At 70.3% G+C, this 24,523-nt stretch carries 26 protein-coding genes; 18 read left to right on the top strand and 8 right to left on the bottom strand.

Annotation, left to right across the window (positions count from 1 at the left end; genetic code table 11):
- Together BN1701_RS10300 and BN1701_RS10295 are read left to right on the top strand one after the other, a co-directional pair.
- Window positions 1-495, top strand: coding sequence for a hypothetical protein (locus BN1701_RS10300; protein ID WP_054047779.1), 495 nt, complete (start codon window positions 1-3; stop codon window positions 493-495).
- Window positions 496-506: 11 nt separating this feature from the next.
- Window positions 507-1,142 (top strand): hypothetical protein, encoded by a 636-nt coding sequence (locus BN1701_RS10295; protein ID WP_054047777.1) that lies wholly within the window; start codon window positions 507-509, stop codon window positions 1,140-1,142.
- Between the two features lie 2 nt (window positions 1,143-1,144).
- Here BN1701_RS10295 and BN1701_RS10290 read toward each other — a convergent pair whose 3' ends face one another.
- The gene (locus tag BN1701_RS10290; RefSeq protein WP_054047774.1) at window positions 1,145-2,020 is read right to left on the bottom strand and encodes a sigma-70 family RNA polymerase sigma factor; all 876 of its coding nucleotides are present in this window, start codon (window positions 2,018-2,020) and stop codon (window positions 1,145-1,147) included.
- A 71-nt stretch (window positions 2,021-2,091) separates the two neighbouring features.
- On the opposite strand from BN1701_RS10290, the gene BN1701_RS10285 reads away from it, so the two are divergent.
- Window positions 2,092-3,195 carry an alkene reductase gene (locus BN1701_RS10285; protein WP_054047773.1) on the top strand — a complete coding sequence of 368 codons (1,104 nt, stop codon included), beginning with the start codon at window positions 2,092-2,094 and terminating at the stop codon, window positions 3,193-3,195.
- A 3-nt stretch (window positions 3,196-3,198) separates the two neighbouring features.
- On the opposite strand, the gene BN1701_RS10280 is transcribed toward BN1701_RS10285, so the two are convergent.
- Together BN1701_RS10280 and BN1701_RS10275 are read right to left on the bottom strand one after the other, a co-directional pair.
- The gene (locus BN1701_RS10280; RefSeq protein WP_231949556.1) at window positions 3,199-4,506 is read right to left on the bottom strand and encodes a helix-turn-helix domain-containing protein; all 1,308 of its coding nucleotides are present in this window, start codon (window positions 4,504-4,506) and stop codon (window positions 3,199-3,201) included.
- Window positions 4,507-4,677: 171 nt separating this feature from the next.
- On the bottom strand, window positions 4,678-5,913 hold the full coding sequence (locus tag BN1701_RS10275) for a CdaR family transcriptional regulator (protein ID WP_054047771.1): 1,236 nt from the start codon (window positions 5,911-5,913) through the stop codon (window positions 4,678-4,680).
- A gap of 287 nt (window positions 5,914-6,200) precedes the next feature.
- On the opposite strand from BN1701_RS10275, the gene BN1701_RS10270 reads away from it, so the two are divergent.
- Complete coding sequence (locus BN1701_RS10270) at window positions 6,201-6,746, top strand: hypothetical protein (RefSeq protein WP_067520630.1); 546 nt, start codon at window positions 6,201-6,203, stop codon at window positions 6,744-6,746.
- 143 nt (window positions 6,747-6,889) lie between these two features.
- Here the strand turns inward: BN1701_RS10270 and BN1701_RS10265 are convergent, their stop codons facing one another.
- Together BN1701_RS10265 and BN1701_RS10260 are read right to left on the bottom strand one after the other, a co-directional pair.
- Window positions 6,890-7,702 carry an ABC transporter permease gene (locus tag BN1701_RS10265; RefSeq protein WP_067521147.1) on the bottom strand — a complete coding sequence of 271 codons (813 nt, stop codon included), beginning with the start codon at window positions 7,700-7,702 and terminating at the stop codon, window positions 6,890-6,892.
- Window positions 7,703-7,746: 44 nt separating this feature from the next.
- The gene (locus BN1701_RS10260) at window positions 7,747-8,688 is read right to left on the bottom strand and encodes an ABC transporter ATP-binding protein (RefSeq protein ID WP_054047767.1); all 942 of its coding nucleotides are present in this window, start codon (window positions 8,686-8,688) and stop codon (window positions 7,747-7,749) included.
- Window positions 8,689-8,890: 202 nt separating this feature from the next.
- Between BN1701_RS10260 and BN1701_RS10255 the strand changes: the two genes are divergently transcribed.
- The 4 genes from BN1701_RS10255 to BN1701_RS10240 all read left to right on the top strand — a co-directional run bounded on the left by BN1701_RS10255 (window position 8,891) and on the right by BN1701_RS10240 (window position 13,248).
- A complete protein-coding gene (locus tag BN1701_RS10255; RefSeq protein ID WP_054047765.1) occupies window positions 8,891-10,600 on the top strand; it encodes an ABC transporter ATP-binding protein in 1,710 nt (569 codons plus the stop codon).
- Complete coding sequence (locus BN1701_RS10250; protein WP_054047763.1) at window positions 10,597-12,327, top strand: ABC transporter ATP-binding protein; 1,731 nt, start codon at window positions 10,597-10,599, stop codon at window positions 12,325-12,327. The genes BN1701_RS10255 and BN1701_RS10250 overlap by 4 nt, the downstream gene beginning before the upstream one ends.
- A 160-nt stretch (window positions 12,328-12,487) precedes the next feature.
- Window positions 12,488-12,721: an aldo/keto reductase gene (locus tag BN1701_RS36825; RefSeq protein WP_054047761.1), complete on the top strand. Its 234-nt coding sequence runs from the start codon at window positions 12,488-12,490 to the stop codon at window positions 12,719-12,721.
- Window positions 12,664-13,248: an aldo/keto reductase gene (locus BN1701_RS10240; RefSeq protein ID WP_054047759.1), complete on the top strand. Its 585-nt coding sequence runs from the start codon at window positions 12,664-12,666 to the stop codon at window positions 13,246-13,248. Before BN1701_RS36825 ends, BN1701_RS10240 begins: the two co-directional genes overlap by 58 nt.
- Before the next feature lie 100 nt (window positions 13,249-13,348).
- Here the strand turns inward: BN1701_RS10240 and BN1701_RS10235 are convergent, their stop codons facing one another.
- Window positions 13,349-14,032 carry a hypothetical protein gene (locus BN1701_RS10235; RefSeq protein ID WP_054047757.1) on the bottom strand — a complete coding sequence of 228 codons (684 nt, stop codon included), beginning with the start codon at window positions 14,030-14,032 and terminating at the stop codon, window positions 13,349-13,351.
- Between the two features lie 129 nt (window positions 14,033-14,161).
- Between BN1701_RS10235 and BN1701_RS10230 the strand changes: the two genes are divergently transcribed.
- Window positions 14,162-14,650, top strand: coding sequence for a SigE family RNA polymerase sigma factor (locus BN1701_RS10230; protein WP_054047755.1), 489 nt, complete (start codon window positions 14,162-14,164; stop codon window positions 14,648-14,650).
- Window positions 14,647-15,366, top strand: a complete 720-nt coding sequence (locus tag BN1701_RS10225) for a hypothetical protein (protein WP_054047753.1) — start codon at window positions 14,647-14,649, stop codon at window positions 15,364-15,366. Before BN1701_RS10230 ends, BN1701_RS10225 begins: the two co-directional genes overlap by 4 nt.
- A 10-nt stretch (window positions 15,367-15,376) precedes the next feature.
- On the opposite strand, the gene BN1701_RS10220 is transcribed toward BN1701_RS10225, so the two are convergent.
- Window positions 15,377-17,356: an APC family permease gene (locus BN1701_RS10220; protein WP_054047751.1), complete on the bottom strand. Its 1,980-nt coding sequence runs from the start codon at window positions 17,354-17,356 to the stop codon at window positions 15,377-15,379.
- Window positions 17,357-17,459: 103 nt separating this feature from the next.
- On the opposite strand from BN1701_RS10220, the gene BN1701_RS36400 reads away from it, so the two are divergent.
- Window positions 17,460-17,624, top strand: a complete 165-nt coding sequence (locus BN1701_RS36400; RefSeq protein WP_172803156.1) for a hypothetical protein — start codon at window positions 17,460-17,462, stop codon at window positions 17,622-17,624.
- Window positions 17,625-17,692: 68 nt separating this feature from the next.
- Window positions 17,693-18,331: a dihydrofolate reductase family protein gene (locus tag BN1701_RS10215; RefSeq protein WP_054055748.1), complete on the top strand. Its 639-nt coding sequence runs from the start codon at window positions 17,693-17,695 to the stop codon at window positions 18,329-18,331.
- 6 nt (window positions 18,332-18,337) lie between these two features.
- Here BN1701_RS10215 and BN1701_RS10210 read toward each other — a convergent pair whose 3' ends face one another.
- Complete coding sequence (locus BN1701_RS10210; protein ID WP_054047749.1) at window positions 18,338-18,961, bottom strand: TetR/AcrR family transcriptional regulator; 624 nt, start codon at window positions 18,959-18,961, stop codon at window positions 18,338-18,340.
- A gap of 72 nt (window positions 18,962-19,033) precedes the next feature.
- On the opposite strand from BN1701_RS10210, the gene BN1701_RS10205 reads away from it, so the two are divergent.
- From BN1701_RS10205 to BN1701_RS10180, 6 genes are read left to right on the top strand one after another with little or no spacing between them, the layout of a single operon-like run.
- Window positions 19,034-20,200, top strand: a complete 1,167-nt coding sequence (locus tag BN1701_RS10205; RefSeq protein ID WP_054047747.1) for an acyl-CoA dehydrogenase family protein — start codon at window positions 19,034-19,036, stop codon at window positions 20,198-20,200.
- A complete protein-coding gene (locus BN1701_RS10200; RefSeq protein ID WP_054047745.1) occupies window positions 20,197-21,114 on the top strand; it encodes a bifunctional MaoC family dehydratase N-terminal/OB-fold nucleic acid binding domain-containing protein in 918 nt (305 codons plus the stop codon). The genes BN1701_RS10205 and BN1701_RS10200 overlap by 4 nt, the downstream gene beginning before the upstream one ends.
- Window positions 21,114-22,163, top strand: a complete 1,050-nt coding sequence (locus tag BN1701_RS10195; protein WP_054047743.1) for an acyl-CoA dehydrogenase family protein — start codon at window positions 21,114-21,116, stop codon at window positions 22,161-22,163. The genes BN1701_RS10200 and BN1701_RS10195 overlap by 1 nt, the downstream gene beginning before the upstream one ends.
- Window positions 22,160-22,549, top strand: a complete 390-nt coding sequence (locus BN1701_RS10190; RefSeq protein ID WP_054047741.1) for a MaoC family dehydratase — start codon at window positions 22,160-22,162, stop codon at window positions 22,547-22,549. Before BN1701_RS10195 ends, BN1701_RS10190 begins: the two co-directional genes overlap by 4 nt.
- A 1-nt stretch (window position 22,550) precedes the next feature.
- The gene (locus BN1701_RS10185; RefSeq protein WP_054047739.1) at window positions 22,551-23,714 is read left to right on the top strand and encodes a lipid-transfer protein; all 1,164 of its coding nucleotides are present in this window, start codon (window positions 22,551-22,553) and stop codon (window positions 23,712-23,714) included.
- A 41-nt stretch (window positions 23,715-23,755) separates the two neighbouring features.
- Window positions 23,756-24,493, top strand: coding sequence for a GNAT family N-acetyltransferase (locus tag BN1701_RS10180; protein WP_054047736.1), 738 nt, complete (start codon window positions 23,756-23,758; stop codon window positions 24,491-24,493).
- Window positions 24,494-24,523: the final 30 nt, after the last annotated feature.

Here is a 24,523-nt window from a genome sequence, read left to right as displayed (position 1 = left end):
ATGACTCGTCTTCGGTTGGGTGTGGTGTTTGTGGTTCTGGCGGCGGTGTTCGCGGGGTGGGGTGGGTGGACGTTGTGGCAGGCGGGCCGTCCCTTTGATGCCGAGGTCGCTCGTGACGCTGCCCTGCAAGCGGGGCGGTCCGGGGTGGCCACACTGACCACTTTGGACTATCAGAGCATCGACGCTGGGTTCGGGCGGTGGCTTGAGGTGTCCGCCGGGCCGCTGCGTGAGGAGCTGTCATCGGCGCAGGATGCGAGTAAGCAGCAGATCGCCAAGGCTAAGACGGTCACCACGGGGACGGTTTTGGAGGCCGCGGTGACGGAGTTGGACGTGACGGTCGGGACCGCGCGGGTGATCGCCGCTGTGGAGATCGTGGTGAGGCCTGAGGTGGGGGAGCAGGCGGCCAAGCGGAGTCGGTTCCAGGCGGACTTGGCCCGCACTGACACTGGGTGGAAGTTGACCGGGCTTGCCCAGGTTCCTTACGTGCCTGCTTGAGGAGGTTCGTGATGCGCAACGGAAAACCTGTCAAGCGGCGGCCGGTGGTGGCCGGGACGCGACGGCGGACCGCGGTGGCGGTGCTGGATCCGGTTCCGGACGTCGAACCCGCCGAAGACCTTCCAGATGATGTTGAGGCTGACAGCGGGGTCGCACCGTCTCGACGGGCGTTCGCGGTGCTGGTGGGGATTTCGGTGGCGCTCGTCGCCACCGGGGTGATCGCCCTGGTCGCCGCAGGGCGGGTCGGCCCGGACAACTCCGCGTTGGTCGATGTGGACACGACGTCGCAGGTCGGGCAGGAGATCGACGCGGGCTTGGAGCAGATCTTCTCCTACCGCTTCGACGACACCAAGACCACCGAGAACGCCGCGGCGGACCTGCTGGTCGGCGATGCCAAGGCGCAGTACGAGAAGCTGTTCGACCAGGTCCGCAGGCACTCCGGCGAGCAGAAGCTGAGCCTGCGGTCCCGCGTCGCGATCTCCGGGGTGACGATGCTGTCCGGCGACCGCGCGCAGCTGCTGGTGTTCATCGACCAGAGCGCCACCCGCGGCGACACCGACGTCAGCAGCTCGGGCGCCGCGCAGCTAAGCGTCCAGGCACAGCGGGTCGACGACCGGTGGCGGATCACAGGCTTGCGCTCGCTCTAGCACTAGGCACTGTCCTCGCCGGAGTGGGCGGCCAGGTCGAGCCCGCGCAGCCGGGCCGGGTCGGCGACCACGTCGTACTTTGTGATCCGGCCGTCCTCGACCGTGACGATCAGCGCGAGCAGGACGCGGCCGTGCGGGGCCACGACGATGCCCACGGCACCGTCGACCAGCATCGGGACCGCGAACCGGGAGTTGCGCCGCAGCACGACCGTCTCCTCCGCCACCGCGCGGGCGCCGCGGACCACGGTCGCCACCCCGAGGGGCAAAGCCGCGGCGTCGGCGCGGCGGACCACGTCGGGCGCGAGGACCGCGAGCAGCCCGTCCAAATCGCCCGCCCTGGCCGCGGCCAGGAACGCGTCCACGACCTGGCGCTGGTGCGTGAGCCGGTCTTCTGAGACCGCGGGTGTGCCCTGCACCCGCTGGCGGGCGCGGCTGGCGAGTTTTTTGGTGGCGACTGGGGTGCGGCCGACTATGGGGGCGATTCGGTCGAATGGGACGGCGAACAGGTCGTGTAGCACGAAAGCGACTCGTTCGGCGGGGCTGAGGGTGTTGAGGACCACCAGCAGGGCGCGCCCGACCGAGTCGACCAGTATCGCCTCGGCTTGTGGGTCGCCTGCTTCGGCGATTCGGTCGGGGACTTCTCCGACGGTGTCTTCCCGTCTGGCGGCCCGTGAACGCAGCAGGTCGAGGCAAATTCGCGACACCACCGTGGTCAGCCAGGCGGCCAGGTTGTCCACCGCGCTGACGTCGGTTCGGCTGAGTCGGAACCAGGCTTCCTGGACCGCGTCCTCGGCCTCGGGTGCTGAGCCGAGCATCCGGTAGGCCACGCCGCGCAAGTGGGTGCGGTGGGACTCGAACCGTGCTGCCAGCTCGTCCATCGGTCACCTTTCCGCACCGCCGCCCGTCGACCGGGATGAGACACGACAGCACCGACAGAAGGCGAGTTCCGATGATCTCCACGCTGCACGACCAGCCGCTGCTGCGCCCGGCCGACCTCGGCGACCTGCATCTGCCCAACCGGGTCGTGATGGCTCCCACAACGCGGGCGCGCGCCGCCAACGCAGCCCTCGCGCCGACAGACCTGCACGTCGCCTATTACGCGCAGCGGGCCAGTGCGGGGCTCATCGTCACCGAGGGGACTTGGGTCAGCGAGCGTGCGATCGGCTTCGTCAACGTGCCCGGCGTCTACAGCGAGGAGCAGGTGGGCGCGTGGCGGCGGGTCACCGAGGTCGTGCACGCGCTCGGCGGCCGGATCGTCTGCCAGCTGTGGCACTCCGGGGCGGTGTCGCACCCCGACCACCTCGGCGGCGACCTGCCCACGGGCCCGTCAGCGGTCAATCCACATGAGACGGTCTACACCGCGACTGGGCCCAGGGACACCCCGACACCCCGCGCGATGACAGTCGCCGACATCGACCAGGCGGTCGCCGACTTCGGTTCGGCCGCGGCTAACGCGCGCCGCGCCGGGTTCGACGGGGTGGAGATCCTGGGCATCGGGTCATTCCTGATCCCGCAGTTCCTCAACCCGGGGCTGAACCTGCGCACCGACTCCTATGGCGGCGACATCGCCGGGCGCGGCCGCCTGCTCTTCGAGATCATCGACGCGGTGGCCGACGCCTGGAGTCGCCGTTGTGTCGGCGTCCGCCTGTCGCCCTACTGGACGTCGAGTGACCGGTTCGCGCCTGACGAGCGGACTCTGGCCGACTATGACGTCGTCGTGGCCGAGCTCAACGAACACCCGGTGGCGTATTTGCACCTGCGGGGAGCCGATCCGGTCGATGACATCGCGGACCTTGCGGCCATCGCGCGTTATCGGAAGCTGTTCGCGGGCCCGCTGATCGCCAACAACGGCTTTGACCGCGCGACGGCCAACGCGGCGGTGTCGACCGGGGTCGCCGACGCGGTGTCGTTCGCGCGGCACTTCATCGCCAACCCGGACCTGGTGACCCGCTTCGCGCTCGACCACGGCCTGGCCGAGGGGGATCCGGCCACGTACTACACCGGTTCGGCGGGCGGCTACGTCGACTACCCGGCGAGCGGCTGGCCCAGGTAACGCTCAGTCCTCATCGTCGTCGTCGGGATCGTGGTCCTGGCGGTCGTGGGTTCGTTGCGCGCGCAGGGCCACTTCCAGGTCGAACCGGACGTCGGGGTTGTTCAGCCGGGACCCGAACAGGCGGTCCAACTGCCGCATCCGGTAGCGGACGGTCTGGGGGTGGATATCCAGCAACTGGGCGATCTCGGGCGCGCTGCCGCGGGTCTCCAGCCAGGTCAGCAGGGTCTCGCTCAGCTTTCGCCGTTGCTTGGTCGTTAGCTTCGCCATCGGCGCGAGCGCCCGTTCGATGATCTCGGCGACCAGCAGCGGGTCGTTGAGCAGCCACAGCGACGACATGTGGTTGTCGAACCAGGTCACCTGGGCGGCGGGCAGGATCCCCCGATCGACCAGCGCCAGGGTCCGCCGCGCCCACCGCAGCGATTCCCCGGCGTCGGTGGCGTCGACCGCGGGGCCGACAGCCGCCCGCCAGCCGGGCAGGTCCGTTGGCAGATCCTTGAACGCGTCCTGGTGTTCCTCGGCGGCGAGCAGGCACGGTTCCTGTCCTTCGAGATCGACCAGGATCCGCGGGTCGAACTGGGCCGCCGGGTACTCCGCGGGGTCTTCGTCGAGGTCGATGGCGACCGCGACGACCCGCGGGGGAACCGGCCACTTGGCCGCGTCCGCGAGCCGCCGACTGGGCAGTTGTTTGGCGTCGCCTGCGGCCGATAGCAGCAGTTCCAGCAGTTGCCTGCGTCGGCGCTCCACGATCCCGACGGCGCGGGCCTGCGCGGAGGCGTGTCCCTCGATCGACAGCGCCGACAGCTCGTCGATGTAGGCGAAGATCGCCTCGGCGAGCAGGCACAGCGTCGTGGTCGGCACCCCGGCCCGCTCGCCCACGCGGGCCATGTGCCGCCACGCGACGCGGGCGCCGACCCGGTAGGCCATCTGCAGCACGTCGAGGATCGGCCCCTCGTAGATCTCGTGCAGGCCCAGGTCGCGGAAGAGCTGGGCGCGGTCGGCCTGCGGCGCGGTGGGGTCGGCGAGCCGGTCGACGAACTGCAGGATCGCCTGCTGGATACCCTCCACAATGGACTTTCCGGCCGCGCTCTCCACCGGCTTGGCCAGCGCCGGGATGGTCAGCCGGATCTCCCGGAGGATCTCCTGGGCCAGGTCTTGGGCGGTGGGGCGGAACAGGATGGCGAGTTCACGCGGCAGCTGGGACCACAGGTCGACCAGGTCGTCGGAGCGGCGGGCGGGGGCGGCGGAGAGCAGTGAGTCGAAGGCGATGCGGACCGGCCTGCCGGTCGCGCTCTCCTGATCTGGCCCCGCCACCATCGGCCTCCCGTACGTTGGGTTCGAGCCCGGGAAACCCCCGATCGCGGCTGGAGACAAATCGCCGACGCGCACTCGACATCGCGAGAATGGAATATACCGGCGACGTCGCGGGTAAACCAACGTCGAACACGATTGCCGCATATTCTCCGCGAGTATTGTCGAAACGCGTTAAACGAGGTGCGGGTTTGCTGTGCGGACCTTAGTGGCGATGCGCCGAACACGCAGCGCGATCTCCAGGTCGAGTCGCGAGTTGGCGTTCTCCAGCTGGGCGCCGAAAAGTTTGTCGACCAGTTTCATACGATAACGAACGGTTTGTGGGTGGATGTTGAGCCGGTCGGCCATCGCGGGCGCGCTGCCGCGGGTCTCCAGCCACGCCAGGACCGTGTCCATGGTGCTTGCCCGCTGCTTGTCGGTGAGCCCGGTCAGCGGGGCCAGGGTCCGTTCGAGGAGCTGCTCGACCAGGAACTCGTCGGCCAGCAGCCACAGCGTCGACAGGTGGTCGCGACACCAGGTGATCTGCTTGTCGGGCAGCACGCCCTGTTCGACGTAGTTCATCGCCCGCCGCGCCCAGCGCAGCGACGACGGGACATCGGCCAGCGACACGGACGGGCCTACGCAGACCCGCAGGCCGCGCAGGTGGCCGGACAGTCGGTGCAGGTGCTCGGCGGGGTCGGGGCTGATCATGCACGGGTTGTCGCTGTCGAGGTCCATCAATATGTCGGGAAGGCGGGGCAGCGACTGCTCGTAGTCGGCATCGTCGGAGCGTTCGAGCGCGATCGCGGCGACCTTGCCCGGGAGCTTCCACTTGACCTGGTCGGCCAGTTTGACGATGGCGTGACGCGGCGCGCGCGGTTCGGTGATCAGCAGGTCGAGGAGTCGTTGTCGGCGTCTTTCCGCCACACCCGCGGACTCGGCCTGGGCCTGGGTGTAGCCCTCGATGGACAGGGTGGAGATCTCGTCGACATAGGCGAAGATCGCTTCAGCGGCCACGGTGAACATGGCGGTGGGCAGCCGTTGCTGCTGGCCCCAGGCGGCCACGTGCCGCCACGCCACCCGGCCGCCGACCCGGTAGGCGGTCTGCAGGCAGTCCAGGCTGCGACCCTCGGCGAACTCGACGCGGCCCAGTCGCCGGAACACCGCGGCCCAGTTCTCGTCGGGGGAACCGCCGACGCCGACGGTGTCGAGGATGTGCAGCACCGACTGCTCCACCCCGGCGGTCATGATCGCGCCGAAGTGGCCTTTGAGCGGACGCGCGTACTCGGGCACCGCCAGTTGGATCTCGCGGATCATCTCCCTGGTCAGCTGGCCGACCATCGGGTGGAACTTGCTCACCAGTTCGCGCGGCAGCGACGCCCACAGTGCCGTGGCCCGGTCTTTGGCCGGTGCGCCCGGCTGAATCGCCATACTCGTCCCCGCCTTATCATTGAGAACGCATGAATGACAACGTCGAATGACAGTGAACTTTGTGCGCTCAACGTTAAGGATGCCTGCCTTGACGTGTCAAACTCGGGTGTCAGGAACGAACAACGGCCCGACGGGTTTCTGTGCCCCGCTGACAAAACCGCCGTGATGATCAATATCGTGCTTGCTCGCCTTCGTCACGCGCCAGTAACGTGCGAATCCACGCCGCGGCCGTATTCCCCGCCCGGTTCATTCGCTATTCGGCGCCTGTCTTGGAAGAGGAAGCGAACATGATTCGACGTGTGATCGCCGCGGCCACGCTGGCAATGTGCACCTGTGCCACCGCGGCCGCGTGCGGTTCGGACAAGGGACCGCAGGCCAACGCACCGGCGATCGCGTGGTCGGAGCAGGTGTGCAAGGCGATCGACGCGGGCGCGGCCAAGCTGTCCCAGCTCCCCGCGGTCGACCCGAGCAACCCGCAGGCGGCCAAGGACAGCCTGGTGGTCTACCTCGGCTCACTGTCCGACGCGCTGGGCGGCGTCTCCGAGGGACTCAAGACCGCGGGCACGCCACCGGTCACCGACGGCCAGGCCGCCCTGGACAAGGCGATGACCACGGTGACCACCACCAGGTCCACAGTGGACACCGCGAAGACCAAGCTGCAGGCCGCGCCGGTCACCGACACCGTCACGTTCCAGGCCGCGATCAGCGACATCAGCAAGGTCATGAGCCAACTGACCGACAACGAGGGCCCGGCCAAGGACCTCAAGAGCAACCCAGAACTGGCCACCGCGTTCGCCTCTGCGGCCACCTGCCAAAGGGTCGAAGGCGCTTGACCGCCTCCCCGAAATTCTAAGCTTGGTCACCAGCCGAGCGAATGTTGCGGATAGTGGGTAACCGTGGCCAGCTGCTGTCACGGTCCCCTTAGGTGCCGGTCATCGACGCGAAACTGCCCCGGGAGCCCAGGGCAGTTTCGCGTTCAGCGCGTTCGGCGGAAGTTTCTGGCGGCCAGCAGAGCGCCGACGGTCGCGGTGACCGCCACCAATCCCAGGGCCGCGGCCAGTGACCAGCCCAGCGGCTTGTCCAGCGACAGCGCGCGGGTCGTGTCGATGGCGTAGGTGACCGGGTTGACCGTGGACACCGTGCGGATCCAGCCCGGCATCGCCTCGACCGGGACGTACGCGCTGGAGGCGAACATCAGCGGGAACATCACGATGAACGAGATCGCCTGCATCGTCTCGGGTTTGCCCTGCCAGGTGGCCAGAGCGACGAAGATCCAGCCGAGGCCCCAGCCGACGACCACGGTCAGCAGGACCGCCGCGACCACACCGCCCGCCCCGGCCGGGGTGAAGCCGAGGAACGCCACCGCGGCGGCGACCGTCACCACCAGTTGCACCAGCAGCCGCACCGCGTCGGACAGGGTGCGCGCCACCAGCAGGGCGAACAGGTTGATCGGCATCGACCGCAGCCTGCCGATGAAGCCGGTGTAGATCTCGGTGAGCATGCCGACCCCGGAACTCATCGCCGTGGTCATGGCGATGTTCACCAGCGTGGCGGGCATCAGGAAGTTGATGTAGCCCGAGTACTCGACCACGCCGGGCATCGCGCCAAGGCCGCTGAACACCTGGCTGAACAGCAGCAGCATCACCACCGGTTGCAGCAGCCCGAAGAACACCAGCCGGTAGTCGCCGAACGCGGTGCGCAACGACCGGCCGGTCAGCACCCGGATCTGGGTGAGCAGGGAACTGCCGCCCCAGTCGGTGCTGATGCGGAGGTCGCCGACATAGAGCACGACGGTGTCGTCGGCCCGCTTGCGCGTCTTGATGGCGTGGCGGCTCACGCGGTCCGCGCCGCCCTGTGCAGCGCGAGGTAGACGTCGTCCAGGGTCGGTTCGGTGACGGTCAGGTCGGTGGGCGCGATGCCCCATTTGTCCAGCGCGCGTACGAGTCCGGTGATGTGGTGCCCGGCGGCGACCGGCACGACGATCGCGCAGAACGCCTCCTCCGGCTGGGCGTGGATCCCGGCGTAGGCCAGCGCGCCCGCGGCGTTGCGGGTGGTCGGCACGTCGGCGAAGGTGACCTTGGCCGAGCGGCTGCCGACCTTCGCCTTGAGCGCGGCGGGCGTTCCCCTCGCCACCACGTGCCCGCCGGCCAGGACGACCAGCTCGCCCGCCAGCCGGTCGGCCTCCTCCAGGTACTGAGTGGTCAGCACCACCGAGGTGCCGTCGCGGGCCAGCCGCTCGATGAACGTCCACAGCTCCGACCGGCTCACCGGGTCCAGACCGGTGGACGGCTCGTCCAGGAACAGAACCTCCGGCCTGCCCAGCATCCCGGCGGCCAAGTCCAGCCTGCGCCGCATCCCGCCGGAGTAGGTGGCGGGCTTGCGTTTGGCGGCCTCGGCCAGACCGAACACGGCCAGCAGTTCGTCGGCGCGGGCCGCGGCCTGTTTGGCGGTGGCCCCAAGCAGGCGGGCGACCAGGATCAGGTTGGCCCGGCCCGACATCGTCTCGTCCACCGAGGTGAACTGGCTGGACATGCCGATGCAGCGGCGCACCTTCTCGCCGTAGCGGACCACGTCCCACCCGCACACCGTCGCCGACCCGGCAGTCGGGCGAGTGCGGGTCGCCAGGATGTCGATCAGCGTCGTCTTCCCGGCGCCGTTGTGGCCGAGCACACCGAGCACCGTCCCCGCGCCCACCTTCAGGTTGACGTTCGTCAGCGCGGCCAGGGGTCCATAGGACTTCCCGAGGCCGACGACGGAGATACGGGGCCGTTCCATCCAGGTTCCCGTCACTTTGCTTGGGGCGCAGCGGTTTCCCAGCGAACATACCGACTGGATCGCACGCCGCGGAGCCCGTCGGGTGATCGGACCGCGATTCGTGTGGAAACCGCGCAGCGTCTTTTCCAGAGTTGTCGGGACATGACAAAGCCGCTTGACGCCCGCCGGCTCAAGTCACGACGATGGGATCGGGGGGTCACACATGAACAAGCGGGTGCCGCACGCCGATCCGGGTACGCCGGACGCGCGGGGGCCTTGGCACTACCTGTGGTGGCTGGTGATCAGCCAACGCGGCCGGGTCGCGTTCGGCGCCCTGTGGGGCACGCTGTGGATGCTCGGACTCATGGTGCCGCCGTATCTCGTCGCGCGCGCCATCGACGACGGTCTGCGCGCCCGCGATGTCGGCGCGCTGGTGTTCTGGGCGGTCGCCATCCTGGTCAGCGGTCTGGTCAACGCCGGGTTGGGCGCGCTGCGGCACGGCACGATGACGCGCGTGCGCACCGACGCGGCGTATCGGACGGTGCAGGTCATCGCCCGCCGGTCGGTCGAACTGGGCGCGGCGCTGCCGCGGCGGGTGTCGACCGGTGAGCTGACCACCATCCACGCCTCCGACCTGTTCCGCATCGCCCAGGCGCTGACCATGGCCGGGCCGGGCGTCGGCGCGATCATCGCCTACACGGCCACCGCCGTGCTGCTGTTCACTATCTCCACCCTCCTGGCCACGGTGGTCGTGGTCGGGGTGCCGGTGCTGTGCGTGGTCATCGGCCCGCTGCTGGCCCGGCTGCGGCGGGTCGAGGCCGAGTACCGAACCCGGCAGGGTGAGCTGACCGCGCGGGCCGCCGACATCGTGGCAGGACTGCGCGTGCTGTGCGGCATCGGCGGCAAGGCCACGTTCGCGGCGAACTACCGGCGCGGATCGCGCGCACTGCTCAAGGAGGGCTACCGGGTCGGCGGGGTGGCCAGCTGGGCGCAGGCGGCCGGGGCGTTCCTGCCGATGCTGTTCCTCGCCGCCGTCGTGTGGATCTCGGCGCGGATGGCGGCCGCGGGCACCATCACGATCGGGGAGATGGTCGCGGTCTACGGGTATGTCGCGGTGCTGGTCGTGCCGGTGTCGTTCCTGATCGACGACACCGACGCCGTGGCCAGGGCGCTTGTGTCGGCCGAGCGGGTGCTCGGGATCCTGACGCTGACCCCCGACGTCGAGGACGCCACCGGCAAGCCCGGCCCGGCGGGCCCCGCGCCGCTGCGCGACCCGGCTTCGGGCCTGGTCGTCGCCCCCGGCCGATTGATCGCCGTGGCCACCGACGATCCGGCCGCGGCCATCGCCGTCGTCGACCGCCTCGGCCGCTACGCCGAGTCCGACGTGACCTGGGGTGAGGTGCCGCTCGCCGCGGTCGCGCTGGCCGAGGTCCGGCGCCGGGTCATGGTCAGCGACAACGACGCGTACCTGTTCGCCGGGCCGCTGCGCGCGGTGATCGGTGCCCCAGCGGACGACTCGGCGACCGACGCCGCGCTGCGCGTGGCCAACGCACACGACATCGTCGACGCACTCGCCGACGGCTTGGACAGCGAGGTGCAGGCCCAGGGCCGGGACCTGTCCGGGGGCCAGCGCCAGCGAATCCGGCTGGTCCGGGCGCTGCTGGCCGACCCGGAGGTGCTGCTGCTGGTCGAGCCGACCTCGGCGGTCGACTCGAACACCGAGGCGGTGATCGCACACCGCCTGCGCGCGGCCCGCGCGGGTCGCGCGACAGTGCTGGTGAGCACGTCACCGCTGGTGCTGGACGTCGCCGACGAGGTGGCCTACCTCGTCGGCGGCCGGGTGGCGGCAATGGGACGGCACACCGACCTGCTCGCCGAGCATCCCGGCTACCGCGACCTGGTATTCCGCGGCGAAGAGGTGTCCGCCCGATGAAGCTGCCGATCGCGGATCGACAGACCGTCCGGCGGGCCGCCGGGCGGCTGATCATGGCCGACTGGCGGTCCATGGTCGGGATCATCCTGCTGACCTGCCTGTCCGCGGTGGCCGGACTCGGCGGCCCTTTCCTCCTCGGCCGCATCATCGACCGCGTCGAGCAGGGCACCGCCACCACCGACGCGATCGACGCGCTCGCGCTCGCGGTCGCCGGGTGCGCCGTCGCCTACCTGTTGCTCACCCGGATCGCCGCCAACGCGGCCTACCGGTTCGGCGAACGGACACTGGCGCGGCTGCGGGAGGACTTCGTCACCGACACGCTGGCGTTGCCGACCCGCGTGGTCGAGCGCGCGGGCACCGGTGACCTGGCCACCCGCGCGTCCGGTGACGTCGGCATGGTCGGCACGGCGCTGCGGGACGGGGTTCCGGTCGTCGTCGTGGGCAGCATCCAGGTGACGTTCATCTTCATCGCGGTGTTCGTGCTGCACCCGCTGCTCGGCCTGTGCGCGCTCGTCGGCCTGCCGCTGATCATGTGGGCGGCGCGGTGGTATCTGCTGCGGGCCCGCGACGCCTACCTCGCCGAGGGCGCGGCGAGTTCGAGCGTCGCCGACAGCATCGCGGCCACCGCCGAGGGCGCGAGGACCGTCGAGGCGCTCAACCTCGGCGCGGCCCGCGTGCGCCACGCCGACGCCACGGTCGACGTCGCCTTCGGCGCGCGGATGCGGACACTGGGGCTGCGGCTGGTCCTGTTCCCGGTGTCGGAGACCTCCCACGCCCTGCCGATGGCGGCGATCCTGCTGATCGGCGGACTGTCCTATCTGGACGGCTGGGTGTCGCTGGGCGCGGTCGCCGCGGGCAGCCTCTACATGTGGCAGCTGGTCGAGCCGCTCGACCGCGTGCTGATGTTCCTGGAGGCACTGCAGAGCGGCGCCGCGTCGTTCGCCAGGGTCGCCGGGGTCGGCTGCGTGAGCGACCCGCGCGAAGCCGCCACCGCCGCGCCCGCCGACGACCGCATCGAGGTCCGCGACGTGTCCTTCGCCTACGTCGACGGCCACGACGTACTGCGCGACGTCGATCTGACCGTCCGGCCGGGGGAGCGCCTGGCGATCGTCGGGCCGTCGGGCGCGGGCAAGTCCACCCTCGGCCGCCTGCTGTCCGGAATGGACATTCCGCGGTCCGGCACGGTGCGGGTGGGCGGGGTCGCGGTGGCCGACCTGCCGGTCGAGGAGCTGAGCAGGCGGATCGTGCTGGTCACCCAGGAACACCACGTCTTCATCGGCTCCCTGCGCGAGAACCTGACCATGGCCGCCCCCGACGCCACGACCGCCGACCTGCGGGCCGCGCTGGCCGCCGTCGACGCGGACTGGGCGCTGGAACTGCCGCTGGACACCCGACTCGGCGCGGGCGGCCTGCACCTCGACGCCGCCCGGTCCCAGCAACTGGCGCTGGCCAGGGTCGTCCTGGCCGATCCGCACACGGTGATCCTCGACGAGGCAATGGCCCTGCTCGACCCGACGACGGCCCGGCACACCGAACGCTCCCTCGGCGCCGTCCTCGACGGCCGCACGGTGATCGCGATCGCCCACCGCCTGCACACCGCCCACGACGCCGACCGGGTGGCCGTGGTCGAGTCCGGTCGGATCACCGAACTGGGCACCCACGACGAACTCGTCGCCGCGGGCGGCGCCTATGCCGAGCTTTGGCGGTCCTGGCAGGTCGGCAGTTAGTGGAGCGGCGCCCGCCTGGGATCGCCAGGCGGGCACCGAGTCTGTGGGGATACATCTGTTGCGCTCACCTATCCGTCGATCGGCCCGGGGTGAAATCGACAGAGCTCCACGAGAAAGTTTTGGGGGACTTTGGGAGAGGGCCGCCGCCTAGGGTGATGTCATGTTGCGACGCACCATCGGCGACGACCGCCTGCGGCTGGAGGTCAGCCGCCTGTGCCTGGGGACGATGAACTTCGGCACCCGCACCGACGAGGCGACCTCGTTCGCGATCCTCGACCGCTTCCGCGACGCGGGCGGCACCTTCCTCGACACCTCGAACAACTACAACCAGTGGCATTGGAGGAGACAGTCGGCGCGTTCGCCGAGCTGGCCGCGGCCGGGACGGCGGGGGTGATCGGCGGCGGCAACCTCGCAGGCTGGCGGCTCGAACAGGCCCGCCAGATCGCCGCCCACAACGGCTGGGCGCCGTACACCTGTGTGCAGCAGGCGCACACCTACCTCGTGCCGCGCGCCCGGACCCGGCAGCTGCACATCGTCAGCGACGAGATCGCCGACTACGCGGCCACCAATCCCGATGTCACCGTCACCGCGTACTCACCGCTGTTCGCGGGCTACTACGCCCGCCGCGCCCAGCCGCGCGAGCTGCCGACCGACGCCGTGTCGAGCTGGCGGCGGCTGGAGGTGCCGGGCACCGACTACGACCACGCGTCGAACTGGCGGCGGCTGGAAGTCCTGGACGAGGTGGTGGCGGAAACCGGCGCGACGCCCAACCAAGTCGTGCTGGCCTGGATCCTCGGCGGCGACACCCCGCTGATCCCGATCTTCAGCGCCAGCTCGATCGAGCAACTTGACGAGTGCCTCGGCGCGCTCGACCTGGTCCTGGACGACGATCACCGCAAGCGGCTCGACGAAGCCTGCTGAGACCTGGGTGGCTGGGGCGGACCCTGCATCCGCCCCGGCCCCCTGCCTTACCCGATGAACCGTGGTGCCGGGGCCCGCGCGGGCCCCGGCACCATGTCGGTCAGCCCCGACCGAACTGGTTGTTGCCCAGCGGCAGGGGCTTGCCCGCCGCGTCGAAGGCGGCCAGGTTCGACGGCTCGGTCGTGGAGTAGTCGAACCACCAGACCTTGATCGAGGCGTCCTCGCTCCAGTCGGCCTGGTGGGCCTGGACGGTGTTGCCGCCGATCTTGGCGGTGATCTTCGCCGCCGGGCCCGAGTAGTAGCCGAAGGCCGGGATGCGGCCGGTCTCGAACGCGACGCTGGCGCCGTGGAAGCCGGGGGCCTTGTCGGAGCCCTCGGTCTCATTGGTCGAGTAGATGCCGTCGAACACGCCCTGGGCGTTGGTGCGGCCCGCGAGCAGACCGAAGTGGACACCCGGCAGCTGCGCGACGTCGACCTTGGTGAAGCGGAACACCAACTCGCCGCCCGGTCCCCGCACCCCGGTCTTCACCGGCTCGCCCAGGAAAACGTGCTCCGGCTCGGCGGGCGCCGTGGGCTTCCCTGGACGCGCGGGCTTGGTCGCCGTCGTCGGGATGGGCGTCGGCGAGGTGTTGGTCGGCGTGGCGGTGGGCTGCCCGTGGGCGGCCGCGACCACGGCGACGTCCGGTTCGGCGCCCGCGGTGGCCATCGCGACCCCCGAGGTGGCGATGGCCGCGGCCCCGATGGCGACCGCGGTGACGGCCCAGCGCCGGTTCAGTCCTGACATGTGGTTTACCCCTGTTCGGCTGGAATGGCTTGCGGCGGAGAAGACGGGCCACACCCCCGGGAAAGTTCTTCGCGAACCACGCAACTTTTCCGGCGCCCCGCTCGTCAGGACAGGACATGGGGGATTCGCATGGCGCGAGGTGACACGGAGTTCGTCGAGTTCGTGCGAGCCGCGTCCGGCAGGCTGCTGCACGCCGCCTACCTGTTGACCAGCGACCGGCACCAGGCGGAGGACATCGTGCAGACCGCGTTGGCCCGCAGCTACGCGGCCTGGTCACGCATCCGCGACCAGGACCCGTACGCCTACACCCGCAAGACCATGGTCAACCACGTCATCGACCGCTGGCGCAGACCGATGCGCGAGCACCCGGCCGAGGTGGTGCCCGAGCAGGCGGTCGCGGGCGGGCAGGGCGTGGTGGTGGAACGGGACTGGCTCATGGACATGCTCGACGGGCTCACCCCGCGTGAGCGGTCAGTGGTGGTGCTGCGGCACTACTTCGATCTCCCGGAGGCCGATGTGGCCAGTGAGCTGCGGATCTCGGTCGGCACGGTCAAGAGCACCAACGCCCGCGCGTTGGGCAAACTGCGGACCAGCACCGCGAACGGAGGCAGGCGATGACCGACTTGGACCGCCTCCGCGCGGCGATGCAGGAATCTCCGCCGGTCGTGTTCGCCCCGGTCGACCTTGAGCGGGTGATGGCCGAGGGCACGCGGCTGCGTCGCCGTCGCCAGGCCCGGATTGTCGTTGGTTCCGTCACGGCGGTCGCGGCGGTGACCGCCATCGCCGTGGCGGGTGCCTCCTGGTTGCGGCCCCCGGATCCTGGCATGGTCGGGGCACCGCCGTCGATCTCGACGCCCACCCCGACACCGACGACGGTCCCGACGACTCCGCCCGACCCATCAGGCCCGCCGATGCTCGGCGACATGATCCGCACCGGCGAGGCCGACGCGTCCGGCGAGTTGGTCTTCTATGTTCACGAACTCGCTCAGGGCCGATTCGGCATCACGGCGGGGCGACGTGCCGCCGACGGCACGGTCAGTTATCGCTACACGACCAACGAGACCGATGGGACTGATCGCGGGCCGGGATTCCACGGCGCCAGCGTCGCGACCGGCACCACCCCCGCGTTCGGCTACTACGTCGGTCCGGCCGTGAAGATCACCGCCAAGATCGCGGGCAAGACAGCTGTCGCGCATCAGGCTGAGTGGTCGGTCGACCGGTCGTTGAAGATCTGGTGGTTCGACCTGTCGACCGACGAACCCACTGGCCTGGCCGCCTTTGACGCGGGCGGCAAGCCGCTGCCCGCAGGTAACACCGGGTTCGGCCGGGGCTGACCGCCTGCGGTCAGCCCACGTGGACCCCGGGACGCAGCGACGGGTCCGGTTCGTGTTTGCGCAGGATCTCGCGGACGACTGGTGCGGTGTCGCCCTGGCCGAGCAGCAGGTACCGGAAGACGTGGTGCAGTGGGCTGCCCTCGGACCATTCGAAGTGGCAGTGTGGCCGCACGCCGGTGGTGTCGCGCAAAGCGAACAGGATCGCGGCGACGGCGTTGGGTACGGCCGGGCTTTCGGCGCGCAGGATGCGGTGGCCGTCGATCTCGACGCCGCGCACCGTCAGCACGCCGCTGAACTGCGAGGGGTCGGTGACGTCGATCTCCAGGAACATCACGTCGGCGGTGCCCGGGACCGGGTTCATGCCGCGCTGTTCGTTCTCCTTCTCCGCGTACTCGGCCGCGTCGCCCGCTTGGCGTTTGTTGGCGATGAGGGTGATCCGGTTGTCGTGGGCGAGGGTGTCGGTGACGAACCGGCGGGCGGCTTCGTCGAACTCGATGCGCTCGGCCCGCAGTTCGGTGGTGCGGGAGACCCGGGAGATCAAGGAGATCACCAGGATGCCCGCGATGAAGGCCGCCGAGATGGCGATGCCGTCGGGCTTCTCGATGATGTTCTCGACCAGTGCGTAGAGCATCACCAGGGTGAGCACGGTAAAACCGATGGTGGCGGTGCGCTGTTTCCTGCGGAAGGCCGAGACCGTCACCGCGAACGCGCCGGAGACCATCATCGCCAGGATTCCGGTGGCGTAGGCGCCTGCTTGGGCGTTGACGTCGGCGCCGAAGGCGATGGTGATGCCGATGCTGACCACCGTGTAGACGATCACGACCGGTCGGACCGACCGGCTCCATTCGGGCGCCATGCCGTAGGAGGGCAGGTAGCGGGGCACGATGTTGATCAGACCGGCCATCGCCGACGCGCCCGCGAACCACAGGATCAGGATGCTGCTGATGTCGTAGGCGGTGCCGAAGACCCCGCCGAGCTGTTCGTGGCCCAGGTAGGCCATCGCGCGACCGTTGGCCTTGCCGCCCGGTTGGAACTCGTTGGCCGGGATGAGCACGGTGGTCACGAAGCTGGTCGCGATGAGATAGACCGACATGATCAGCGCGGCCACGGTGAGCAGCTTGCGGGTGTTGCGGATGCGGTCGTTGAGCCGTTCCTCCGGGGTCTTCCCCTCGGCGGCGACCAGCGGCATCATGCTCACGCCGGTCTCGAAACCGGACAAACCGAGCACCAGCAGCGGGAACGCGACCACAGCGGGCCAGACGACGTCCATCAGACCGCCGCGACCCTCGGTGAGCGCGTCGGTCCAGCGGGACAGTGCCTCCGGGTTGTCGAACAGCTCGACCACGCCCGCGCCGACGATGACGGCGTTGAGCAGCAGGAAGACCGCGACCAGCGGGATCGCGACGCCGACGGCCTCGCTGAAGCCCAGCAGGAACACCGCGCCGAGGATGAGCAGCAGGATGACGGTGATCGTCACCTCGTTGCCGTGCAGGAAGCCGGGGAAGCTCGGATTCTCCACCATGTGCACGCTCGCGTCGGCCGCCGACAGCGTGATGGTGATGATCCACGAGGTGGCCACGAAGCCGAGCAGCGCCAAGACGAACAGCTTGCCCCGCCAGAACGGGAGCAGGTTCTCCAGCATCGACACGGACCCTTGCCCGTGCGGGCTCTCCTTGGCCACCCGCCGATACATCGGCAGCATCCCGAACAGCGTCAGCGCCACGATCAGCAGCGTCGCCAGCGGGGAGAGCGCCCCGGCGGCGAGCGCGGCGATGGCGGGCAGGTACGACAGGGTGGAGAAGTAGTCCACGCCGGTCAGGCACATGACCTTCCACCAGGACTGCGGCTTGGCGTGCCCTTCCTCGGTCTCCGGGCCGACTGGGGCGACGTGGTGGCGGAACAGCCAGCGGGCCAGGCCGCTGGTCGGCTGTTTCGGCTGCACGGGGCTCTCGATGGCGGCCGGGATCGCCAGTTCGGGCGAAGCACTCACTTGGCCACCTCACAGGCTCGGTGGCTCCACTCGCGAAGGCACTGTGTCGAGGATTCGCTCGCAAGCTCGCTCATGCCCGTAGCATGGCGGATCCTCTGAGGACATGCTGAGTCGACCCGCCGGGCTCCGCGCGAAGGGCAATGAGGTCCCGAAGCTGCTGGTCATCCCGTGGAGTGTGCTCAGCCCGGCGCGGACCACGCGTGGACGCGGCCGGGGATCAGTCGCCAGTTCGACCAAAGTAACGGCGACGGCAGGCATCGCGGCCTAGGCTCCCAGTCATGGGGACCGACGGCCTGCCGTGTCCGCCGACGTCCGCGACAGGAAAGAGGCCAGACGATTAAGCTCACCGTCCACACCTTCGTGTCCTTCGACGGTGTCATGCAGGGCCCGGGCGCCCCGGAGGAGGATCCCAGCGGTGGGTTCACCCTCGGCGGCTGGCTGGTCCCGCACGTCGACGACGACTTCGGCCGCGTCGTGGACCACTGGTTCGGCCACGCCGACGAGATCCTGCTTGGCCGGTCCACCTACGACATGATGTACCCCTTCTGGAGCCAGATCACCGAGCCGGACAACGTGGTGGCCACGAAGCTGAACATGCTTCCCAAACATGTCGTGTCGACGACGTTGACCGATCCGGCCTGGAACAACACGACCGTGATCGCCTCGGATGTGGTGGCCGCGGTCGCCGCGCTCAAGGATCGGCCGGGTCGAGAGTTGCAGGTGCACGGCAGCTGGCGGTTGGTGCGCACTCTGCATGACGCGGGCCTGGTCGACGAGTACCGGGTGCTGGTGTTCCCCGTGGTGCTGGGTATGGGCAAGCGCCTGTTCCCCGAGGGCGCCACCCCGTCCGGTCTCACCCTGGTCCACAGTGAGGCCACCAGCACCGGCGTCACCTACCACGTACTGTTGCCGCGACCGCTCACCGCGGGGACGATCACCATCGAGGACGGCGCTGAAGTCCTCCACACGCCCTAGCTGTACTTACGCTGGTGCTGCCTTCGCGGGCAGCGGCAGCAGTCTGCGGACCGCCTCGTCCAGGATGGTGATGATCTCGGCGGGTGCGCGGCCGGTGGTGACGCCGACCATGGCGCCGAGGAACAGGCAGCTCAGGACGGCCGCGACGGCGTCGAGGTCGTCCTGGGTGTGGCCGCCGAGGTCGCCCGCGCGCAGGGTCTCGCCGATCCAGGTCGCGCGTTCGGGGCCGTAGCCGACTTGGCCGTCCAGCGCGGCCAGCTCGGCGCCGCCGGCCACATAGGCCCGGTAGAGCGCGCGGTAGAGCAGGGGTTTCCGCGCGGCCTGGCGCAGGATGTTGGTGAAGACGCGGCTGACGCGGTCGCCTGGGCCGTCGCCGCGCGGCTTGCGCTTGCGCAGTGCCTCGGTCGAGCGGGTGCCCAGTGTCATCAGGGCCTCGATCAGCAGTTGGTCCTTCGAGCTCACGTGCTGGTAGGCGGTGGGCACCGAGACCTCGGCCGCGGCCGCCACGGCCCGGATGCCGACCGCGTCGTAGCCGCCCTCGGTGGCCAGGGCGATGGCGGCCTCGATCAGCCGGTCGCGGGTGGCGGCCCGGGCGGGGGAGAGCACCCGCTGCACGACTCGGTGTTCCATGCGCCCAGCATAGTAGACGGTTCGCTATACGCGTGATTGACACGTGTCTACTCGCGTGTTGGACTGACCCCCATGGACCTGCGTGAGACCGGCGCCCAGCGTGCGCTCCGCCAAGAACTGCGGGCCTACTTCGCCGAACTGCTCCCCGAAGACGAACGCCGTGACGCCGGTGAGGGCGGCGCGGGCGGCGACCGATTCCGTGAGGTCGTGCGCCTACTCGGCCGCGACGGCTGGCTGGGGGTCGGCTGGCCGACGGAGTACGGCGGCCAGGGGCGTTCGATCGAGGAGCAGTACGTGTTCTTCGACGAGGTCCAGCGCGCGGGCCTGCCGTTCCCGTTCGTCACCGTCAACACCGTCGGCCCGACCCTCATGCGTTTCGGCACCGACGAGCAGAAACACCGCTACCTGCCGGGCATTCTGCGCGGCGACATCGTCTTCGCCATCGGCTACACCGAGCCAGAGGCGGGCACCGACCTGGCCTCGCTGCGCACCCGCGCGGTGCGCGACGGCGACGAGTTCGTCATCGACGGGAGCAAGGTCTTCACCACCGGCGGCAACACCGCCGACTACGTCTGGCTCGCCGCCCGCACCAACCCGGACGCACCCAAGCACCAGGGCATCTCCATCGTGATCGTCCCATGTGCCGACCCCGGCTTCTCGTGGAGTCCGATCAGGACAGTCGGCGGGATGACCGTCACCGCCACCTACTACACCGGCATCCGGGTCCCGGCCGCCAACGTGGTCGGCCCGGTCGACGGCGGTTGGGCGCTGATCACCGCCCAGCTCAACCACGAGCGCGTCGGCCTGGCCGCGCTCGGCGGGCGGATGATCCAGCTGTGGGAGCGGGTGCTGGCCTGGGCCAAGGACACCGGCGTCATCGAACGCCCCTGGGTGCGCCACGAGTTCGCCCGCACCTACGCCAAGCTCGACGCGATGCGGCTGATGAACTGGCGGATGACCGCGGCCGTCGCCGAGGACACCATCACCGGCGCCACCGCCGGGGCAGCCAAGACCTACGGCACCGAGACCCACATCGATTTGCAGCGCACGCTGACCCAGATCCTCGGCGCCGCGGGCCGCGTCCGTCCCGGATCGCCGGGAGCGGTCCTCGGCGGCCAGGTCGAGCAGCTGTCGCGGCAAGGCATCGTCAACACCTTCGGCGGCGGGGTCAACGACGTCCTGCGCGACATGGTCGCCACCCAGGGACTCGGCCTGCCCCGGCTCGGGAGGGCCAAGTGACCTACGAGGACCGCCTTCAGGCATTCGTCGGCCGAACCATCACCCCGCGCACCCCCGGCCAGGACCCGGTCAACATCCCCATGATCCGGCACTGGGTCGAGGCCATGGGCGACCCGAACCCGATCTACCTGGCCGACGACGCGGCCAAGGCCACCGGCAGGCCGGGCGTCGTCGCGCCCGCGTCGATGGCCCAGGCGTGGACCATGCGCGGCTACGCGGCCTCGATGGACCCGGCCGGGGCGGGCCCGGCCCAGGACCTGACCGCCCTGCTCGCCGAGGGCGGCTACACCTCGGTCGTGGCCACCGACTCCGACTTCGACTTCGTCCGCGAGCTGCGACCCGGCGACCACGTCAGCGCCGAGGAGGTGGTCGAGTCGATCTCTCCGGAGAAGACCACCGCGCTGGGCGCGGGCCGGTTCGTCACGTCGATGCGGACCTACCGCGACGCCGACAGCGAGGTCGTGGCCACCCAGCGGTGGCGGATCCTGCGGTTCCGGCCCAAGCAAGCCACCGCGCCCAGGCCGCGGCCCGCGATCAACCTCGACAACCAGTTCTGGTTCGAGGCCGCCAACGCCCACCGGCTTGTCATCCAGCGCTGCGCCGACTGCGCGACCCTGCGCCATCCGCCCGGACCGTGCTGTCCGCACTGCCAGTCCTTCGCCTGGGACACCGTCGAAGCCTCCGGGCGGGCCACCCTGCACAGCTTCGTGGTCGCACATCATCCCAAGCACCCGGCGTTCGACTACCCGCTGCTGATCGCCGTGGTCGACCTCGCCGAAGGCACCCGGCTGGTCACCAACCTGGTCGGCGTCGACGCCGCCGACGTCGCCATCGGCATGCCGCTGGTCCTGGACTGGCTCGACGCCGACGCCGACCTCACCCTGCCGGTCTTCCGTCCCGCCCAGGAGCGCTGATGGACTTCCACCTCGACGAGGACCTGCGGTCGGTTCAGGACCTGGCCGCCGCGATCTTCACCGACAAGGCCACCCCGGACCGACTGCGCGAAGTCGAGGCCACTGACAGCCGCGTCGATGACGCGCTCTGGGACGAGGTGCGCAAAGCGGGCCTGCTCGGTGCCGCGCTGCCACCGGAGCACGGCGGTCTCGGCCTGCCAGGGCTCTGCGTGCTGCTCACCGAACAGGGGCGGCGGGTCGCGCCGATCCCGCTGTGGTCGGCGGGTGTCGCGGGCCTGGTCATCGCGGGCCACGGCACGCACCGGCAGCGGGCCGACCTGCTGCCCGGCGTCGCGGACGGGTCCCTGCGGGTCGCCTTGGCGTTGGAGGACTTCGACGGCGACCCGCCCTGCGAAGCGGTCCCGGACGGCGACGGCTGGCGGCTGACCGGCACCAAAGCCGTCGTCCCGGCACCGTGGGGCGCCGACTGGGTCCTTGTCTCGGCGGGCGAGTTGTTCCTGGTCCCCGCCTCGGCAGGCGCGTGGGAGCCCGTCGAGACGACGAGCCTCGACCGCGCGGGCACCCTCACCCTGACCGACGCGCCCGCCCAGCCCCTTGCGCCCGGCGCGCTCGCCGCGGCCCGCGACCTGACCGCGGTCGCGCTCGCCGCCGTCCAACTCGGCGTCGCCGAGGGCGCGCTGCGGCTGGCCGCCGACTACACCAGCGGCCGCCACCAGTTCGGCAGGCCGCTGGCCACCTTCCAGTCCCTGCAACACCACCTGGCCGACTGCCAGATCGACATCGACGCCATGCGGGTGACGCTGTGGCAGGCGATGACCCGGCCAGAGGACGCCAAGGCGGTGCTGGTCGCCAAGTGGTGGTGCGCGCAGGCCGGTCTCGACGTCGTGCACCGGGTGCAGCACGTCCACGGCGGCATCGGCGTCGATGTGGACTACCCGGTGCACCGCTACTTCCTGTGGGGCAAGCAGTTGGCGAGCACCCTGGGTGGTTCGGGGGCCGCGCTCGACGAACTCGGCGACGTCCTCGCCGGAGAGGACGTGTGGTCATGATCGTCGGCGACCGCCTGCCCGACCTGGTCATCCCGCTGACCCGCACGCTGATCGTCGCCACGGCGATCGCGAGCCGCGACTACCAGGACGTCCACCACGACCCCGACCTCGCCGCCGAGCGCGGGTCCAAGGACATCTTCATGAACATCCTCACCACCGACGGCCTGATCGACCGTTTCGTCACCTCGTGGGCCGGACCGGCCGCGGTCGTCCGCAAGATCAAGATCAGGCTGGGCGCCCCCAACTATCCCGGCGACACCATGACCTTGACCGGCCAGGTCACCGCCGTGGACGGCGGCAGGGTCGAGGTCGCGGTGCGCGGCGACAACAGCATCGGCGCGCACGTCACCGGGACCGTCGTCGTCGAGCTTCCCGAGGGGGCCTGACATGCGTGCCTCCACCGCCATCGCGGGCATCGGCGCCACCGAGTTCTCCAAGGCGTCCGGCCGCAGCGAGTTGCGGCTGGCCTGCGAGGCCGTGCTCGCCGCCATCGCCGACGCGGGCCTGCGTCCGTCCGATGTGGACGGGATGGTGACGTTCAGCGCCGAGTCCAGCTCGGAGATCCACATCGCCCGGGACACCGGGATCGGCGAGCTGAGGTTCTTCTCCCGCGTGCCGCACGGCGGCGGCGCGGCGTGCGGCACGGTGGCCCACGCGGTAGCCGCGATCACCGCGGGTCTGGCCGAGGTGGTGGTGTGCTGGCGGGCGTTCAACGAGCGGTCGGGGGAGCGCTACGGGCTGGGCACGGCCGACCGTCCACTGCAGACCAGCGCCGACCGGGCCGCCTACAGCTGGCTCACGCCGTTCGGGCTGTCCACCCCCGCGAAGTGGGTCGCCATGTTCGCCCGCCGCTACATGCACGAGTACGGCGCGACCTCGGAGGACTTCGGCCGGGTCGCGGTGGTCGACCGCAAGCACGCCGCCACCAACCCCAACGCGTGGTTCCACGGCAGGCCGATCACCCTGGCCGACCACCAGGCGTCGCGCTGGATCGCCGAACCCCTGCACCTGCTCGACTGCTGCCAGGAGACCGACGGCGGCCAGGCCGTCGTGGTGGTGTCGGCCGAGCGGGCCAGGGACCTGCCGAATCCGCCCGCCTATGTGCTCGGCGCCGCCCAAGGCTCCGGCGTCGACCAGCACATGATGACCTCCTACTACCGGCCATCGATCACGGGCATCCCCGAGATCGGCCTGGTCGGCGACCAGCTGTGGGCACAGAGCGGACTGCGGCCGCGGGACATGCAGGCCGCCATCCTCTATGACCACTTCACCCCGTTCGTCCTGCCGCAGCTGGAGGAACTCGGGTTCTGCGACCGCGGCGAGGCCCGACACTTCATCGCCGACGGCAACCTGGAGCTGGGCGGGAAGCTGCCCATGAACACCCACGGCGGCCAACTCGGCGAGGCCTACCTGCACGGCATGAACGGCATCGCCGAGGCGGTGCGGCTGGTGCGCGGCACGTCGGTCAACCAGCCGGACTCGGTGACCAACGTCGTGGTCACCGCGGGCACCGGGGTGCCGACGAGCGGCCTGGTCCTCGGCGCGGCGTAACCCGGTTGTCCCGGCCGCGGGCGATGCGGTGGAATCGGCCAGTGCACCAGCTCAGGACCCCGGCCGACGTCGCCGCCGCCACCGACGACCCGCTGATCAACTGGGGCGCACAGTCGCTCGCCCCCGGGTATCTGTATCCCGGCGGCGGCGCGTGGACCCTCGACGGCGCGACCGCGGTCCACAGCCCCGGCCTGTACCGGCGCGACCGGATCCTGCTGGCCGGACCGCCCGAACCGGCGCTCAAGCTGCTCGCCGCCCTGACCGCCGACCTGCCCGGCCCGCCGATCCCCGTGGCGGCAACGGAGCTTGTCGACCGGATGCGCGACCTCGACCCGCGGGTGGTCGACCTGGCGATCTTCGGCTGGATGACCACCTCGACGCCGTCCCCGCGACCGCCGACCGGTCCCCGCTGGCTTACCGACACCGAACTCGACCAAGCAGACGCGCTGGTGCGCGCGGCCAACCCGGACTCCTGGGTCATGCCTGGTGAACCCGGCACCCGCCGCTGGGCGGGCCAGTTCGACGGCGACACGCTGATCTCGGTCGCCGGGGACTGCTGGCCCTCGCCCGCCGTCGGGTTCATGGCGGGGGTCGCGACCCACCCGGATCACCGCGGCCGGGGCGCGTCCGGTGCCGTCTGTGCGTTCCTGCGCGACGAACTCGTCGCCGAACACGGCACGTGCGCGCTGATGGTCTACCAGAACAACGCCACCGCGATCCGGATCTACGAGCGGCTCGGCTTCACCTATCACCGCATGACCGCGCTCGAATTGGCCTGAGTGTCGGTCGCGGTTGGTAGCGTCCGTCGG

The sequence above is a fragment of the Alloactinosynnema sp. L-07 genome (genome assembly GCF_900070365.1).
GTDB lineage: Bacteria > Actinomycetota > Actinomycetes > Mycobacteriales > Pseudonocardiaceae > Actinokineospora.
This window is presented reverse-complemented; position numbering and strand designations above follow the sequence as displayed.

What these genes read in the sequence shown, in the direction of transcription:
- BN1701_RS10250 (WP_054047763.1), top strand. Translation starts at nt 10,597, where the DNA reads ATGAAGCTGCCGATCGCGGATCGACAGACCGTCCGGCGGGCCGCCGGG.
- BN1701_RS10260 (WP_054047767.1), bottom strand. Translation starts at nt 8,688, where the DNA reads ATGGAACGGCCCCGTATCTCCGTCGTCGGCCTCGGGAAGTCCTATGGA.
- BN1701_RS36400 (WP_172803156.1), top strand. Translation starts at nt 17,460, where the DNA reads ATGCTGAGTCGACCCGCCGGGCTCCGCGCGAAGGGCAATGAGGTCCCG.
- BN1701_RS10275 (WP_054047771.1), bottom strand. Translation starts at nt 5,913, where the DNA reads ATGGCGATTCAGCCGGGCGCACCGGCCAAAGACCGGGCCACGGCACTG.
- BN1701_RS10225 (WP_054047753.1), top strand. Translation starts at nt 14,647, where the DNA reads ATGACCGACTTGGACCGCCTCCGCGCGGCGATGCAGGAATCTCCGCCG.
- BN1701_RS10255 (WP_054047765.1), top strand. Translation starts at nt 8,891, where the DNA reads ATGAACAAGCGGGTGCCGCACGCCGATCCGGGTACGCCGGACGCGCGG.
- BN1701_RS10295 (WP_054047777.1), top strand. Translation starts at nt 507, where the DNA reads ATGCGCAACGGAAAACCTGTCAAGCGGCGGCCGGTGGTGGCCGGGACG.
- BN1701_RS10205 (WP_054047747.1), top strand. Translation starts at nt 19,034, where the DNA reads ATGGACCTGCGTGAGACCGGCGCCCAGCGTGCGCTCCGCCAAGAACTG.
- BN1701_RS10300 (WP_054047779.1), top strand. Translation starts at nt 1, where the DNA reads ATGACTCGTCTTCGGTTGGGTGTGGTGTTTGTGGTTCTGGCGGCGGTG.
- BN1701_RS36825 (WP_054047761.1), top strand. Translation starts at nt 12,488, where the DNA reads ATGTTGCGACGCACCATCGGCGACGACCGCCTGCGGCTGGAGGTCAGC.
- BN1701_RS10195 (WP_054047743.1), top strand. Translation starts at nt 21,114, where the DNA reads ATGGACTTCCACCTCGACGAGGACCTGCGGTCGGTTCAGGACCTGGCC.
- BN1701_RS10270 (WP_067520630.1), top strand. Translation starts at nt 6,201, where the DNA reads ATGATTCGACGTGTGATCGCCGCGGCCACGCTGGCAATGTGCACCTGT.
- BN1701_RS10290 (WP_054047774.1), bottom strand. Translation starts at nt 2,020, where the DNA reads ATGGACGAGCTGGCAGCACGGTTCGAGTCCCACCGCACCCACTTGCGC.
- BN1701_RS10235 (WP_054047757.1), bottom strand. Translation starts at nt 14,032, where the DNA reads ATGTCAGGACTGAACCGGCGCTGGGCCGTCACCGCGGTCGCCATCGGG.
- BN1701_RS10190 (WP_054047741.1), top strand. Translation starts at nt 22,160, where the DNA reads ATGATCGTCGGCGACCGCCTGCCCGACCTGGTCATCCCGCTGACCCGC.
- BN1701_RS10210 (WP_054047749.1), bottom strand. Translation starts at nt 18,961, where the DNA reads ATGGAACACCGAGTCGTGCAGCGGGTGCTCTCCCCCGCCCGGGCCGCC.
- BN1701_RS10230 (WP_054047755.1), top strand. Translation starts at nt 14,162, where the DNA reads ATGGCGCGAGGTGACACGGAGTTCGTCGAGTTCGTGCGAGCCGCGTCC.
- BN1701_RS10285 (WP_054047773.1), top strand. Translation starts at nt 2,092, where the DNA reads ATGATCTCCACGCTGCACGACCAGCCGCTGCTGCGCCCGGCCGACCTC.
- BN1701_RS10185 (WP_054047739.1), top strand. Translation starts at nt 22,551, where the DNA reads ATGCGTGCCTCCACCGCCATCGCGGGCATCGGCGCCACCGAGTTCTCC.